We start from the raw sequence: 15019 nt of genomic DNA, 5'->3' as shown, positions 1-15019 counted from the left end.
AAAGTTAAACATTACTTTTTTAAGATTATATCATTTCAATTAATTCTAAAGCTTTATGAATGCTTTTTACGTTTTCAAAAGTGATTAAAAGTCGTAATCCGTTTTTGGTTTCTTTTTCTTTTACTTTACATAAATTTCCGTTTTGTTGAGCAAATTTCATCACATTCATAAAACGATTACTTTGGTAAAAATTAGATTGCTGATCGCCAATAAAATATCCAACCATTTTATTTTGTTTCAAAATTAAACGTTCTAATCCAATTTGTTTGGCTTTCCATTTGATTCGAACGCTATTTAATAAAGAAACCGCTTCTTTAGGCAAAGCACCAAATCGGTCTATTAAACGTTTTTCGTACGCTTCTAATTCTGCAATATTTTTCACAGAACCTAATTCATTATACAAACTCAATCGCTCCGAAATATTATTGATGTATTCGTCTGGAAACAGCAATTCAAAATCAGTATCAATTTGAAATTCTTTTACAAATTCTTTGGTTTCAATATCGTTTTCTTCTTCGTATAAATTGGCAAATTCATTTTCTTTTAGCTCGTCAATGGCTTCATTCATAATTTTTTGATACGTATCAAAACCAATTTCATTAATAAAACCACTTTGTTCGCCACCTAACAAATCGCCGGCACCACGAATTTCTAAATCTTTCATCGCAATATTAAAACCGCTACCTAATTCTGAAAACTGAACTAAAGCATTAATTCGTTTTCTGGCATCATCCGTCATAACAGATTCGGGTGGTGTAATAAAATAACAAAATGCTTTTTTATTGCTACGCCCTACTCTGCCTCGCATTTGATGCAAATCTGAAAGCCCAAAATTATTGGCATTATTAATAAAAATCGTGTTTGCGTTTGGTACGTCTAAACCACTTTCAATAATAGTTGTAGCCACTAAAACATCAAATTCACCTTCTATAAAGGCAAGCATTAATTCTTCCAGTTTTTTCCCATCCAGTTGACCGTGTCCGATTCCTACTTTTGCATTGGGAACCAATCGCTGAATCATTCCAGCAACTTCCTTAATGTTTTCGATACGATTATTGATGAAAAATACTTGTCCACCACGTTCAATTTCATAAGAAATAGCATCACGAATGGTTTCTTCATTAAAACGAATTACATTCGTTTCAATTGGATATCGATTTGGCGGCGGTGTAGTAATTACTGATAAATCGCGAGCAGCCATTAATGAAAATTGTAGCGTTCTTGGTATGGGTGTGGCCGTTAAAGTAAGGGTATCAATATTCGCGGCAATGGTTTTTAATTTATCTTTTACATTGACACCAAATTTTTGTTCTTCATCTACAATAAGTAAGCCTAAATCGCGGAATTTTACATTTTTATTTACCAATTGATGCGTTCCAATTACAATATCTATTTTTCCTTCTTCCAAACCTTTTAACGTTTCCGCTTTTTGCTTGGCAGTTCTAAATCGGTTCAAATAGCTAACGGATACAGGCATATCTTTTAATCTATCTGTAAATGTTCGGTAATGTTGATACGCCAAAATAGTTGTTGGAACCAAAATAGCGACTTGTTTTCCGTTATCTACAGCTTTAAATGCCGCACGAATAGCGACTTCTGTTTTTCCAAAGCCCACATCACCACAAACCAATCTATCCATTGGACGATCGTTTTCCATGTCCATTTTTACATCGTGTGTGGCAGTAATTTGGTCGGGCGTATCTTCATAAATAAAAGAACTTTCTAATTCTTTTTGCATATATGAGTCGGGTCCGAAAGCATATCCTTTATCCAAACGACGTTTGGCATACAACTGAATTAAATTAAACGCAATGTGTTTAACTCGTGCTTTTGTTTTTTGTTTTAATGCTTTCCAAACGCCACTTCCTAATTTATATATTTTTGGTGCTGCACCCTCTTTTCCTGAATATTTTGAAATTTTATGAAGCGAATGAATACTTACGTACACAATATCATTATCGGCATACACTAATTTAATAGCTTCTTGAGTTTTACCTTCTACTTCAATTTTTTGTAAGCCTCCAAATTTTCCAATTCCGTGATCGATATGGGTTACATAATCGCCAATGGATAAAGCTGTTAGCTCTTTTAAAGTTACCGTTTGTTTTTTAGACGCATTGTTTTTGATGGAGAATTTATGATACCTTTCAAAAATTTGATGGTCGGTGTAACAAGCAATTTGCAACTCCGAATCGATAAAGCCAGAAAATAACGGAAAAACAATGTTTTCATATTTATCTTTCACATCAATAGCCGCATCTTCATCAATATCTTTAAAAATTTCTTTGAATCTTTTGGCTTGATTTTCATTCGATGAAAATAAATAATTTTTAATTCCGTTATGGAAATTATCGTTTAAATTATTCATCAACAAATCGAATTGTTTATTAAATGATGGCTGCGGTTGCGTATAAAATTCGACTGTTTTTTCAGATTTAAAAACTGGGTTTTTATCTAATTCGATTATCGAAAAATCTAAGGCCCGTTTTAAAAATGTTTCCTGATTTACAAATAATTCTTCCGGTTTGGCGTGATGAATCGTTAGTGTTAGTTTCGAATAGGCTTCTTTTGCTTTTTCGAATAATCGGTCTAATTTCCCACCTAATAAATCGGTATTTTGAAGGACAATAACGGTTTTTTCTGAAATATAATCTAAGAAATTTTCACGATTTTCTTGTAATATTTTATTTTCAACATTGGGAATAATAGCAATTTTAGTAACTTTTTCTTTTGACAATTGCGTTTCAATGTCAAAGGTTCGAATGCTGTCAATTTCGTCACCAAAAAACTCGATTCGGTACGGCACATCATTAGAAAAAGAAAACACATCTATAATTCCACCTCGAACAGAAAATTCACCAGGTTCCGAAACAAAATCGACACGTTTAAAATGATATTCAAAAAGTGTTTCGTTAATAAAATCAATAGATAATTTATCGTTAACACTCAGTTTTAAGGTGTTTTTATCTAATTCTTTTCGCATTACTACTTTTTCAAAAATGGCATCTGTATACGAAACAATAATGGCAGGTTTTTTTCGAGAATTAATTCTGTTTAATACCTCAGCACGTAATAAAACGTTCGCGTTATCAGTTTCTTCAATTTGGTAAGGACGTCGATAAGAACCAGGATAAAACAACACGTCTTGGTTGTTAATTAACGCTTCTAAATCATTCAAATAATACGCCGCTTCTTCCTTATCATTAAACAATAATAAAAAAGGAAGTTCCGATTTTTTAAACAACGCATCAATCACAAATGAAAGCGAAGAACCTACCAAACCGGTAGCGTTTATTTTTTTTCTGGACGCAAAAAATTCAGCAATTTGTCCGATTTTTGGATGTTGCTGATATTTTTGAATGATTGCTGATTTACTCAATTTATAATATATTTTTATAAAAAATAGTATTCCTTTGACTCTTTACCTTAAACCTAAAATTACTTCTTTTTTGAAATTTCTTTTTGTTCTAAATCGTCAAAATTTATTGCTTTTGCATTTCGGGTAGTATCGCTAATACTTATGATTTTTGGCTCGCCAATTTCAGTTGGGATTCGGTTTTTAATAACAATTTCTTCGCACTGCATATAAAAAGCATTCAATTCTTTATTAATGGCTGCAATTAAATTTTGCACTTTTTCGTGTGGCACAACATCTAAAGAAAAATAAGTATCAAGAGCTAATATTTTAGTTTGTAACGCTACAATTCTGCTTCGCACTTGAGGGATATTAAAACTTAGAGGAACATTTTCATGTAAAGTTGAAGATTTAGCAACTAAATTTAAAACCTTTTGCTTAAAAGCACTAATAGATGATTTTGGTTTTTGTTGAAGTTCTTCTTCAAAATTTTTCCAATCTTGCCATTGATTTAAAACGCCTCGTACTTCTGTGCTGGTTATAGGAATATTCAACTGCCAAGCTTTATTAATTTGTTCAAAAGATTCTCGATTTTTTTTCTCCATTTTTTCGACAAGTAGTACTTGCTCGTCATTTTGTTTACAAGAAAAAAACAAAAGACTGCTAAAAACGGATACTATAAGAAGTTTTAAAAAATTCATTTTTTACAATTATGAGTCGCAAATTTACAAATGTTTATACGATTTTTTTTAAAATTACGTGAAATAAATAATTAATAATCTGAATAGGTGGTTTTTACGAAATTCGAAAAAAACTGACAAAATAACGGGTTATTATTGCCAATATTTTATATTTGTAAGACAAAACTACTAACTATGCAAACCAAAATATTAATCATTGGCGCTTGTGGTCAAATAGGCACCGAACTTACTTCTAAATTACGTGCTACTTATGGTGTAGAAAACGTAATTGCTTCCGATATTAGAAAATTAGAAAATGACGTAGTAAATAACGGAATTTTTGAAGTTATAAATGCCTTAGATTACAATCAGATTGAACAATTAATTGAAAAATACCACATTACTGATGTGTATTTAATGGCTGCCTTATTATCTGCAACTGCCGAAAAAAATCCCGCTTTTGCTTGGGATTTGAATATGAATTCGTTGTTTCACGTTTTAAATTTAGCCAAAGCAGGAAAAATAAAAAAAATATTTTGGCCGTCAAGTATTGCCGTTTTCGGACCTACAACTCCAAGAGAAAACACGCCACAATATACCATTATGGAGCCTAGTACCGTATATGGAATTTCAAAACAAACAGGCGAACGCTGGGCAGAATATTATCATAAACAATATGGTGTGGATATTCGAAGCATTCGTTATCCTGGACTAATTAGCTGGAGTACGGAAGCCGGTGGCGGAACTACAGATTACGCTGTGGATATTTATCACAAAGCGATTTCGGATGGAAAATTTACGAGTTTTTTATCTGAAAATTCTGCTTTACCGATGATGTATATGGACGATGCGATAAAAGCGACAATTAGCATTATGCAAGCCGATGCAGAAGATATTAAAATTCGTTCTTCGTACAATTTATCTGGAATGAGTTTTACTCCGAAAGAATTGGCAGCAGAAATCACAAAACATTATCCAGATTTTACTATTGCATATGAGCCCGATTTCCGTCAGAAAATTGCTGATAGTTGGCCAGCAAGTATTGATGATAGTGCAGCAAGAAAAGATTGGGGTTGGAAAAACGATTTTAACATAGAAAATATGACCGTTGATATGTTTAAGAATTTGAAAGTAACCATTTACAAATAGAACACTTTTTTTGTCAATCTGAACTTGTTTCAGATTCTAAAAAAATTAAGTAGAATCTGAAACGAGTTCAGATTGACAAGTCATTATTTAGTTTGGTTTTTTAGTTTTTCAATTTCCTTGTCTTCAATAAGCGATTTTATTTTTACGACTTCATCTGTATGGTCATTTGGAATAGTCATTGATAACACGTACTGTTTGATTTTCCAATTTCCTTTTTCATCCAAAAATAAAACACCACTTCCACGACAAATTTTCATTTGAGTGTTTAGCAATTCATCAAACCAAGCTGTTTTTTTATCCGAAGAAAAATAAATATTTCGTTCTAAAGCAGAAAAATTCCAAGCTTTGCCTTTATCGAAAAAGGGTTTGGCGAATTTTATAAATGCTGATTTGTTCCAATTCTCAGTTGCGTCTGTTCCTATAAAAATCGCATCATCAGTCATCGCATTAAAATAGTTGTTGAAATTAGCTTCAGCTGCTGCTTGGTGCCAAGAATTTAACATAAAATCAATTTCAAACCTTGATAATTTTAAATCTTCTTGTGCGGCTTGTTTCGATTTACATCCGATTAAAACCAATCCGATTATAACCACTATAATTTTTCTCATTCTAATAATTTTTTGGTGACGGTACTACTGGCAATTTTTGAAGCAATAAACCCTAAAACTGTAATGGTAACTAATACAAGTATAACATTTTTTATTTCGAAAAGTACAGGATATGCTAACGTTGAATTTATCATAATTAATTCAAATTGTTGTTGAATTAAGATGACAACTATACCTAAAATCAATCCAATAATTCCTCCGAAAATAGAAATGATATTTCCTTGAAACAAGAAAATGTTTTTTAAGTATTTAATTTCTGTACCTAAATTATATAAGGTTTTTAAATTGTTTTTCTTTTCGATAATCATCATAATAATCGCACCAATTAAATTGAATAACGCAATGATAATTACTAAAGTAAAAATTAAATACACCACGATGTTTTCGGTATTAAGCATTTTATACAACGCGTCATTCAATTGGGCTCTGTTTTTTATTTTTACTTGATTTGGAAATATTTTATTAATGGTTTCTATTGCATCTGATTCCGTTACATTTGGTGCAAGTTTAAAATCGATATACGTCAGTTGATTGGGTTTGTAATTCAGTAAGGCTTGCGATAATTCAATGGTAGAGTACACATATTTTTCATCAACATCTTCGCTAACTTGAAATATCCCAGAAGTAAGTAAAGGCGATTTATTAAACGTTTCCTCAGGGTTTTCAATTAATCCCGAACCTGGTTTTGGAATGTATACTTCTAAAACATTATTAAAATCGAAAAGTCCTAAAGCTAATTTTCTGGAAATACCAGAACCTACCACTACCTGATTGGTATTGGATTCCAACCAATCTCCCGCATATAAAAACGTATTTAGTTTGTTTACCTTACAAAAATTGGCGTCTACACCTTTTAAATAAGCTACGTGTTCTTTATTTTTATAATAAAACAAGGCGCGTTCTTCTACAATTTTAGTGTATTTAGTAAATTCTTTTGAAGACTGTAACTGAGATTCTTGTTTTTCAGAAATGAAGAAAGATTTGCCCGCAAGCGTTTCAATACGTAAATCGGGATCTGTGGCATTGGAAAAACTTAAACTGAAATCGCGCAACCCGCTAAAAACAGATAGCACTACAAAAAGTGCCATTGCGCCAACAATAATTCCAAAAGAAGCAATAAACGTAATTACATTTATGGCGGTAGTTTTAGATAAACTAAAGGTGTATCTTTTGGCTATGTAGAACGGAAAATTCAAATTATGATCTTTTTCTTTTTTCTAGTAAATCTGGGTTTTCAATTGGGTTTTCTTTTCTTGAAAGTGCATTGTCAATTTTTTCAATATAGTCCAAACTATCATCAATAAAGAAAATTAAATTCGGCACACGTCTTAATTGCAATTTTACACGTTGCGATAAATCGTGTTTAATTAAAGGCGCGTTACTTTTTATAGCAGCCAATAATTCTGGACCTTTTTCGGAAGGGAAAACGCTTAAATACACCTTTGCGATAGATAAATCTGAAGTAACATTTACCTTTGAAACAGAAATTATTAAATTAGAAATTGAATTTTTTCTAATCTCACCTTGTAAAATATCTACTAAATCAGTTTGCAATAATGCCCCGATTTTTTTTTGTCTATTTGTTTCCATGGGGCAAAAATACAATTTTTACATACAAAATAAGCAGAAATACGTTTATGAATGTTTATTTTTGCATATTAATTCCTGAAAAAATGAGAAAAATAGAACATATTGGCATAGCGGTTCTTGATTTAGAAAATTCAAATGAATTGTTTTCAAAACTTTTCGGACAAGCCGCCTACAAAACAGAAGAAGTAGTAAGCGAAGGTGTAAAAACCTCATTTTTTATGTGCGGTCCTAATAAAATTGAATTGTTAGAAGCCACAAATGAAGACAGCCCTATTGCTAAATTTTTAGAGAAAAAAGGCGAAGGCATTCATCATATTGCTTTTGATGTAGAAGATATTTATGCAGAAATAGAACGACTAAAGTTGGAAGGTTTTACCGTTTTAAATGAAACACCAAAAAAAGGAGCTGATAATAAATTAGTGGCTTTTTTGCATCCGAAAACCACAAACGGCGTGTTAATTGAACTTTGTCAAGAAATAAAATAGATTAATTTCAAGAACATTACCCAACATTTTAGAATCGATTAAAAAAAGATTTGCTTGCAAATAAAAATAGTAGTAATATTGCACCTCCAACAGCGGTCCTATAGCTCAGTTGGTTAGAGCACCTGACTCATAATCAGGTGGTCCCTGGTTCGAGCCCAGGTGGGACCACAAAATAATAAAGCCTTCACAGTAATGTGGAGGCTTTTTTTATTCATTTTCATAACTACTTTCCTTCATTTTTTATATCACTAGTATTTAAAATTTTGTGATATTTCATTTTAAATCATTCATTTCCAATGTTAAGTTTTCGCCAAAACTAAAAACTTAACATTGGATATTTAATATTTAATTTACCTTTGCATAACATTTACTTAACATTGGAACAACAAACAATAAATAAAAATGGAAGAAAAAAAACAAATTGAGGAAACAAGTCAAGCAGAAAAAGCAGTAACTAGTAGTGTGACGCCACCAAAAACAGCTACTCCAGTTAGAAGAACAGCTACAAGAAAACCGGTTGTAAAAAAAGAAGTTGTAACAAAACCTGATATAACAACTAGAACTGCAAGAGTGAGAAAACCAATTGAAGTGAAACCAGTTGAAAAAATTATTGCTCCTACAGAAAGTAAAACAGTAGTAATTGCAGAGAAAAGTGCTAGTGGTATTGTAGTGGAAATTACTCCTGCAAATCATGAAACAAAAAAATTAGAAAAAAATAACATTAAAAAACTTAAAAAGATGAGTAAAAAAATCACAGAAAAAGAAAAGAAAGAAAAAGCAAAGCAAAAAGAAAAACAAGCGGTAGCTAAAGCAAAACAGAAAGAAAAAGAAAAGAAAGCGAAGAAAAAGAAAAAAGAAAAAGCGAAGAAAGAAAAAGCTAAAATGAAATTAAAAGCGAAAGCGGCTAAGAAAAAAGCTACGGCTAAAAAGAAAAAATCAAAAGCAAAATCGAAGAAAAAATAGGTAAAAGTTTGCCCCTAACCAAAAAAATCGGAACAATTGTTCCGATTTTTTTTTATTATTATAATTAACTAATTTCTCAGTTCATACATCCTAGCAATATACTTTCCTACCACATCAAATTCCAAATTTACTTTTGTGCCAATTTCAAAAGTATGGAAAACAGTATGTTCATATGTATATGGAATAATAGCCACGCTGAAACTGTTTTTAGCTGAATTTACAACTGTTAAACTCGTTCCATTGACTGTTATTGAGCCTTTTTCGATAGTAATATTGTTTAAAGCCGTGTCGTATTCAAATGTAAACTCCCAACTACCACTTTTTTCTTGAATACTTGTACAAACTGCGGTTTGGTCTACGTGGCCTTGTACGATATGTCCGTCCAATCTATCGCCTAATTTCATGGCTCTTTCAATATTTACTTTGTCCCCAATTTGCCATTCCCCTAAAGTAGTTTTATCAATCGTTTCTTGAATGGCTGTAACTACGTGTTTGTTGTCAAAAATTTCAACAACGGTTAAACAAACACCATTATGTGCCACACTTTGGTCAATTTTTAACTCATTTGTAATATTTGTTTGAATTGTTAAGTGTACATTTCCCTGATCTTTTTTGATATCTGAAATTATTCCGATAGATTCTATGATTCCTGTAAACATATGACAGTTTATTTTTATAAATTTGCATCAAAATTAAGAAATAAAAATGGTAAAACATTCGGAAAATATAATTGTTGGTGTTTCTATTGGAGACATGAACGGAATTGGACCAGAAGTAGTGTTAAAAACATTCGAAGACACACGAATGTTAGACATCTGCACACCTGTTATTTTTGCTAATGCTAAAATTGTTTCGTTTTTAAAAAGAGCTTACAATTTAACCGCATTTATACAAGGAATTGACCATCTAGATCAAATTGTTTTAGGAAAAATAAATGTTTTAAATGTTTGGCGTGAAGGGGCTAATTTAGAAAACGGCAAATTGGATGAAGAAATTGGTAAATACGCCATAAAATCTTTTCAAGCGGCAACTGCTGCTTTAAAAAACAACCAAATTGATGTTTTAGTCACGGCACCTATAAATAAATACAACATTCAAGCAGATGATTATAGATTTGCAGGACATACCGATTATCTAAACGAACAATTAGAAGGGGAAGCCTTAATGTTTATGGTTCATGAGGACATAAAAGTAGGATTAATTACCGACCATATTCCCATTGCGGAATTGTCAAAACATATCAATTCAAAATTAATTGAGAAAAAAATTAACACCATACATCAAAGTTTAATTGCTGATTTTAAAATAAACAAACCTAAAATTGCGGTGTTAGGACTAAATCCTCATAGCGGTGACAATGGTGTAATTGGCAAAGAAGATGATGAGATTGTGAAACCAAGTTTAGAGAAAATTTTTAAAAGTGGTATTCAAGTTTTTGGACCGTTTTCAGCAGATAGTTTTTTTGGTTCCAATCAATATAAAAATTATGATGCGGTAGTTGCGATGTATCACGACCAAGGATTAATTCCTTTCAAAACCCTTTCTTTTGGTGAAGGTGTGAATTTTACTGCGGGTTTAAACAAAGTAAGAACTTCGCCAGATCACGGAACAGGATTTGATATTGCAGGAAAAAATATAGCCAACGAAAGCTCTTTTAGAGAAGCCGTTTACAGCGCTATAGACATATATAAAAATAGAATGGAATATGTTGAATTAACCAACAACCCTTTAAAAAAAGGAACAAGTAAAGTTTAATTTAAAAAAAAGCAAAGAAAATTATTGTAATTCCAATATTTTTGTATCTTTGCACACCCTTATAAAAAGGGAAAAACTGATGTTATGGATATATTAAAAGAATTTTTAATCCCATTTTCAGGATTAAAACTGGGTAAACACCAGTTTGAATTTCAAGTAAACAATACGTTCTTTACTCATTTTGGCTATGACGAATTTAACGATTCCAACATCAAAATGAATGTAGTATTAGAGAAAAAAAGCAACATGCTTGAGCTTAATTTTTCGCACAAAGGAATTATAAATGTTCCTTGTGATTTAACAAACGAAGATTTTGATTTACCTATTAAAGGAAAAATGAAACTTATAGTTAGATTTGGTGATGAATTTAATGACGACAATGATGAATTTATCATTTTGCCTCATGATGAATTTCAAGTAAACGTGGCGCAATATTGTTATGAAATGATGGTTTTATCAGTTCCAACAAAAAGAATACACACCGGAATAAAAGATGGGACATTACAATCAGAAGCATTACAAAATTTAGAAAAATTTTCTCCAAAAGAAACAAAAGCACAAGAGATTAAAGAAATAGACCCAAGATGGGAAGGTTTAAAAAAACTATTAACGGATAAAAAATAGAATAAAATGGCACATCCTAAACGTAGACAGTCATCGACTAGAAGAGACAAAAGAAGAACACACTACAAAGCATCTGCACAACAAATTGCAACTTGCGTAGTAACTGGTGAAGCTCACTTATACCACAGAGCATACTGGCATGAAGGTAAAATGTATTATAGAGGTCAAGTTGTTATTGACAAGACTGAAGCAATGTTATAATTCCATTAAAATTATTGAGAAACTCTCACTTGCGTGAGGGTTTTTTTATTTTACTGAAAATTATCTAATCGTATTTTTAGAAAATTCCGAAATAATTCGTAATTTTCGCCTCTTTATGCACACAAAGTTGCAAAGAAAATTATTTATTTATGAAATCGCTATAAACATTGCGTGCTTCGAAAGAAAATCACAAAAAAATAGCGATACATATGTTACCAAAAAAAATAACATTAAAAACATATGAATAAAATTACTGCCGCAATTACTGCAATTGGCTCGTATGTACCAGAATATGTATTATCAAATCAGGTTCTAGAAACTTTGGTTGATACCAATGATGAATGGATTACATCAAGAACCGGAATAAAAGAGAGAAGGCTTTTAAAATTAGATGGCGAAGGAACCTCTTACCTTGCTATTAAAGCTGCTCAAAACCTCTTAGAAAAAGCAAAATTAGACCCAAAAGAAATTGACTTGGTTATCATGGCAACTACCACACCCGATTTGCCTGTAGCGGCAACTGGAGTATATGTAGCCTCACAAATTGGAGCCACAAATGCATTTGCATACGACTTGCAAGCCGCTTGTTCAAGTTTTCTTTTTGGTATGTCAACTGCTTCAGCCTACATTCAATCTGGAAAATATAAAAAAGTGTTACTTATAGGTGCCGATAAAATGTCGTCCATAATTGATTACACCGACCGTGCTACTTGCATTATTTTTGGTGATGGCGCCGGTGCTGCCTTGTTTGAACCTAATTATGAAGGATTAGGAGTGCAAGACGAAATTTTAAAATCGGACGGAATTGGAAGAGAGTTTCTGAAAATTGATGCCGGTGGTTCTATTTTACCTCCATCTGAAGAAACCATTAAAAACAAACAACATTTTGTATTTCAAGATGGAAAAACCGTATTCAAACACGCTGTTTCAGGAATGGCAGATGTAAGTGAAAAAATCATGCAACGCAATAACTTATCGCACGATGATGTGAATTGGTTAATTGCACATCAAGCAAATAAAAGAATTATTGACGCCACTGCCAGCAGAATGAACGTGGATGAATCTAAAGTTTTAGTCAATATTCACCGATATGGAAATACTACTTCTGCTACATTGCCTTTGGTTTTAGCAGATTTTGAAGATAAATTTAAAAAAGGAGATAATTTAATTTTTGCCGCATTTGGAGGTGGATTCACATGGGGATCTATCTATTTAAAATGGGCGTATTAAGAATAACAAACTATAACTAAAACAACTTAATTATGGATTTAAAAGAAATTCAAAACCTAATCAAATTTGTATCTAATTCTGGAGTAGCAGAAGTAAAATTAGAAACGGGCGATGTGAAAATTACAATTAGAACTACATTAGAAGGTAATTCTCATGATATCACTTATGTGCAACAAGCACCCGCACAACAAGCTATACACCAAGCTGCTCCGGTAGCTCCTGCTGCAATTGCTCCTGCTGCTGTAGCACCAGTAGCAACTGCTGTGGAAGATAATTCTAAATACATTACTATTAAGTCACCAATGATTGGTACGTTATACAGAAAACCTTCTCCAGACAAACCAATGTTTGTTGAAGTGGGAAGTACTATTAGCAAAGGTGATGTGGTATGTGTAGTTGAAGCCATGAAATTATTCAACGAAATTGAATCTGAAATTTCAGGTAAAATTGTAAAAATATTAGTTGACGATTCTTCACCAGTTGAATTTGACCAACCTTTATTTTTAGTTGATCCATCATAGTTATTTTAAATTCCAATATTTTAAATTCCAAATTCCAAAAAAAGTTTATTTTTAGGTATTGGAATTTGGAATTTGTTTGTTGAATTTTTAAAAAAAAGATATGTTTAAAAAAATATTAATTGCCAATAGAGGTGAAATTGCTCTACGCGTTATTCGTACTTGTAGAGAAATGGGAATTAAAACAGTTGCTGTTTATTCTACCGCTGATGCCGAAAGTTTACATGTTAAATTTGCTGACGAAGCCGTTTGCATAGGACCGCCGCCAAGTAATTTATCTTACTTGAAAATGTCTAATATTATCGCTGCAGCTGAAATTACTAATGCTGATGCCATTCATCCGGGTTATGGTTTCCTTTCTGAAAATGCAAAATTTTCGAAAATTTGCCAAGAACACAATATCAAATTTATTGGTGCTTCGCCTGAAATGATTGACAGAATGGGCGATAAAGCTTCTGCTAAATCAACAATGATTGAAGCTGGCGTGCCTTGTGTACCCGGTTCAGTTGGTATTTTAGAATCTTACGAACAAGCTGAAAAATTAGCTGGTGAATTTGGCTACCCAGTCATGCTAAAAGCAACTGCTGGTGGTGGTGGAAAAGGAATGCGTGCCGTATGGAAACAAGAAGATTTATTAAAAGCTTGGGAAGGTGCAAGACAAGAATCTGCCGCAGCTTTTGGAAATGATGGCATGTATCTAGAAAAATTAATTGAAGAACCAAGACATATTGAAATTCAGGTTGTTGGTGACTCATACGGTAAAGCGTGTCACTTATCTGAAAGAGATTGTTCAGTTCAACGTCGTCATCAAAAATTAACGGAAGAAACTCCTTCTCCATTTATGACAGATGAATTACGTGAAGCTATGGGAACTGCAGCTGTAAAAGCAGCAGAATATATAAAATACGAAGGTGCTGGAACAGTAGAATTCTTAGTGGACAAACATAGAAATTTCTACTTTATGGAAATGAATACCCGTATTCAAGTAGAACACCCAATTACAGAACAAGTTGTAGATTACGATTTAATCAGAGAACAAATTATGGTAGCTGCCGGAATTCCAATTTCTGGTAAAAACTATTTTCCACAATTACACGCTATCGAATGTAGAATTAACGCAGAAGATCCGTATAACGACTTCCGCCCTTCTCCAGGGAAAATTACAGTATTACATTCGCCAGGCGGACACGGTGTTCGTTTAGACACACATGTTTACGCAGGTTATACGATTCCACCAAATTATGATTCGATGATTGCAAAGTTAATTACAACAGCGCAAACCAGACAAGAAGCCATAAACAAAATGAAACGTGCTTTAGACGAATTTCATATTGAAGGCATAAAAACCACCATTCCATTCCACAGACAATTAATGGATCATCCAGATTATGTTTCTGGAAATTACACCACAGCCTTTATGGACTCTTGGGTAATGGATGCTAAAAAAGAAGAATAAAAAATAGGCTAGTCATTGACTAGCCTATTTTTTTTAAGTCTTTTATTATTTCATCTTTTTCTTTTAAGCGAATTTCGTATTGCTCAATCAGTTTTTCAGATAAATTATTTATAGTTCCTAAATTTTGAGATACTGCAATACCACCTAATTGATTCGTATTACTTTGAAAACACTCACTTGGTAATAACTCTAAAAAGTTTTTATCTAAAACCTTTGCTATTTTATCAAGCATTAAAATGTCGGGGGAACTTTTATCTGTTTCATACCTTCTATAAGTAGGCTCTGAAACACCTGTTTTTTCCGCCATCGTTAAAGTAGTAAATCCCTTTTCTACTCTAATTCCTTTTAATTTATTACCAATTAACATAAAACATAAGATTTTGAGTAAAAATAGAATAAATTTTA

16 protein-coding genes and 1 tRNA gene are annotated in these 15019 nt (G+C 32.2%); 10 read left to right on the top strand and 7 right to left on the bottom strand.

Annotated features, from left to right (window positions below; genetic code table 11):
- Nucleotides 1–25 precede the first annotated feature (25 nt).
- Nucleotides 26–3379: a transcription-repair coupling factor gene (gene mfd / locus ABWP78_RS01260; protein WP_353168143.1), complete on the bottom strand. Its 3354-nt coding sequence runs from the start codon at nucleotides 3377–3379 to the stop codon at nucleotides 26–28.
- Between the two features lie 59 nt (nucleotides 3380–3438).
- A complete protein-coding gene (locus ABWP78_RS01255) occupies nucleotides 3439–3960 on the bottom strand; it encodes a hypothetical protein (protein WP_353168140.1) in 522 nt (173 codons plus the stop codon).
- Between the two features lie 270 nt (nucleotides 3961–4230).
- Between ABWP78_RS01255 and ABWP78_RS01250 the strand changes: the two genes are divergently transcribed.
- Nucleotides 4231–5184, top strand: coding sequence for an NAD-dependent epimerase/dehydratase family protein (locus tag ABWP78_RS01250; protein WP_353168138.1), 954 nt, complete (start codon nucleotides 4231–4233; stop codon nucleotides 5182–5184).
- An 83-nt stretch (nucleotides 5185–5267) separates the two neighbouring features.
- On the opposite strand, the gene ABWP78_RS01245 is transcribed toward ABWP78_RS01250, so the two are convergent.
- Genes ABWP78_RS01245 through rbfA form a run of 3 tightly spaced genes read right to left on the bottom strand, consistent with a single transcriptional unit; the run spans nucleotide 5268 to nucleotide 7382 of the window.
- Nucleotides 5268–5792, bottom strand: a complete 525-nt coding sequence (locus tag ABWP78_RS01245; protein WP_353168135.1) for a nuclear transport factor 2 family protein — start codon at nucleotides 5790–5792, stop codon at nucleotides 5268–5270.
- On the bottom strand, nucleotides 5789–6988 hold the full coding sequence (locus ABWP78_RS01240) for an ABC transporter permease (protein WP_353168133.1): 1200 nt from the start codon (nucleotides 6986–6988) through the stop codon (nucleotides 5789–5791). The genes ABWP78_RS01245 and ABWP78_RS01240 overlap by 4 nt, the downstream gene beginning before the upstream one ends.
- Nucleotide 6989: 1 nt before the next feature.
- Nucleotides 6990–7382, bottom strand: coding sequence for a 30S ribosome-binding factor RbfA (gene rbfA / locus ABWP78_RS01235; RefSeq protein ID WP_353168130.1), 393 nt, complete (start codon nucleotides 7380–7382; stop codon nucleotides 6990–6992).
- Nucleotides 7383–7465: 83 nt separating this feature from the next.
- On the opposite strand from rbfA, the gene mce reads away from it, so the two are divergent.
- The 3 genes from mce (at nucleotide 7466) to ABWP78_RS01220 (ending at nucleotide 8830) form a co-directional block, all read left to right on the top strand.
- Nucleotides 7466–7867, top strand: coding sequence for a methylmalonyl-CoA epimerase (mce, locus tag ABWP78_RS01230; RefSeq protein ID WP_353168128.1), 402 nt, complete (start codon nucleotides 7466–7468; stop codon nucleotides 7865–7867).
- Between the two features lie 94 nt (nucleotides 7868–7961).
- A tRNA-Ile gene (locus tag ABWP78_RS01225) sits at nucleotides 7962–8035 on the top strand.
- Nucleotides 8036–8269: 234 nt separating this feature from the next.
- Nucleotides 8270–8830: a hypothetical protein gene (locus ABWP78_RS01220; RefSeq protein ID WP_353168126.1), complete on the top strand. Its 561-nt coding sequence runs from the start codon at nucleotides 8270–8272 to the stop codon at nucleotides 8828–8830.
- A gap of 68 nt (nucleotides 8831–8898) precedes the next feature.
- On the opposite strand, the gene ABWP78_RS01215 is transcribed toward ABWP78_RS01220, so the two are convergent.
- Nucleotides 8899–9489 (bottom strand): riboflavin synthase, encoded by a 591-nt coding sequence (locus tag ABWP78_RS01215; RefSeq protein WP_353168124.1) that lies wholly within the window; start codon nucleotides 9487–9489, stop codon nucleotides 8899–8901.
- 46 nt (nucleotides 9490–9535) lie between these two features.
- Here ABWP78_RS01215 and pdxA point away from each other — a divergent pair, with 46 nt between their 5' ends.
- The 6 genes from pdxA to accC all read left to right on the top strand — a co-directional run bounded on the left by pdxA (nucleotide 9536) and on the right by accC (nucleotide 14614).
- A complete protein-coding gene (gene pdxA / locus ABWP78_RS01210) occupies nucleotides 9536–10585 on the top strand; it encodes a 4-hydroxythreonine-4-phosphate dehydrogenase PdxA (RefSeq protein WP_353168122.1) in 1050 nt (349 codons plus the stop codon).
- An 84-nt stretch (nucleotides 10586–10669) separates the two neighbouring features.
- A complete protein-coding gene (locus tag ABWP78_RS01205) occupies nucleotides 10670–11209 on the top strand; it encodes a YceD family protein (protein ID WP_353168120.1) in 540 nt (179 codons plus the stop codon).
- Nucleotides 11210–11215: 6 nt separating this feature from the next.
- On the top strand, nucleotides 11216–11410 hold the full coding sequence (gene rpmF / locus ABWP78_RS01200; protein WP_166075583.1) for a 50S ribosomal protein L32: 195 nt from the start codon (nucleotides 11216–11218) through the stop codon (nucleotides 11408–11410).
- A gap of 240 nt (nucleotides 11411–11650) precedes the next feature.
- Complete coding sequence (locus tag ABWP78_RS01195) at nucleotides 11651–12640, top strand: beta-ketoacyl-ACP synthase III (protein ID WP_353168118.1); 990 nt, start codon at nucleotides 11651–11653, stop codon at nucleotides 12638–12640.
- A 32-nt stretch (nucleotides 12641–12672) separates the two neighbouring features.
- Nucleotides 12673–13161, top strand: a complete 489-nt coding sequence (gene accB, locus ABWP78_RS01190) for an acetyl-CoA carboxylase biotin carboxyl carrier protein (RefSeq protein WP_353168116.1) — start codon at nucleotides 12673–12675, stop codon at nucleotides 13159–13161.
- A 100-nt stretch (nucleotides 13162–13261) separates the two neighbouring features.
- Nucleotides 13262–14614 (top strand): acetyl-CoA carboxylase biotin carboxylase subunit, encoded by a 1353-nt coding sequence (gene accC / locus ABWP78_RS01185; protein WP_353168113.1) that lies wholly within the window; start codon nucleotides 13262–13264, stop codon nucleotides 14612–14614.
- A 19-nt stretch (nucleotides 14615–14633) separates the two neighbouring features.
- Here accC and ABWP78_RS01180 read toward each other — a convergent pair.
- On the bottom strand, nucleotides 14634–15019 hold a 386-nt coding region (locus tag ABWP78_RS01180; RefSeq protein ID WP_353168112.1), incomplete at its 5' end, for a helix-turn-helix domain-containing protein.

The sequence above is a fragment of the Flavobacterium sp. genome (genome assembly GCF_040402955.1).
Taxonomy (GTDB): Bacteria; Bacteroidota; Bacteroidia; order Flavobacteriales; family Flavobacteriaceae; genus Flavobacterium.
Note: the sequence above shows the minus strand (reverse complement) of the source record. Positions and strands in the feature narration are given on the sequence as shown.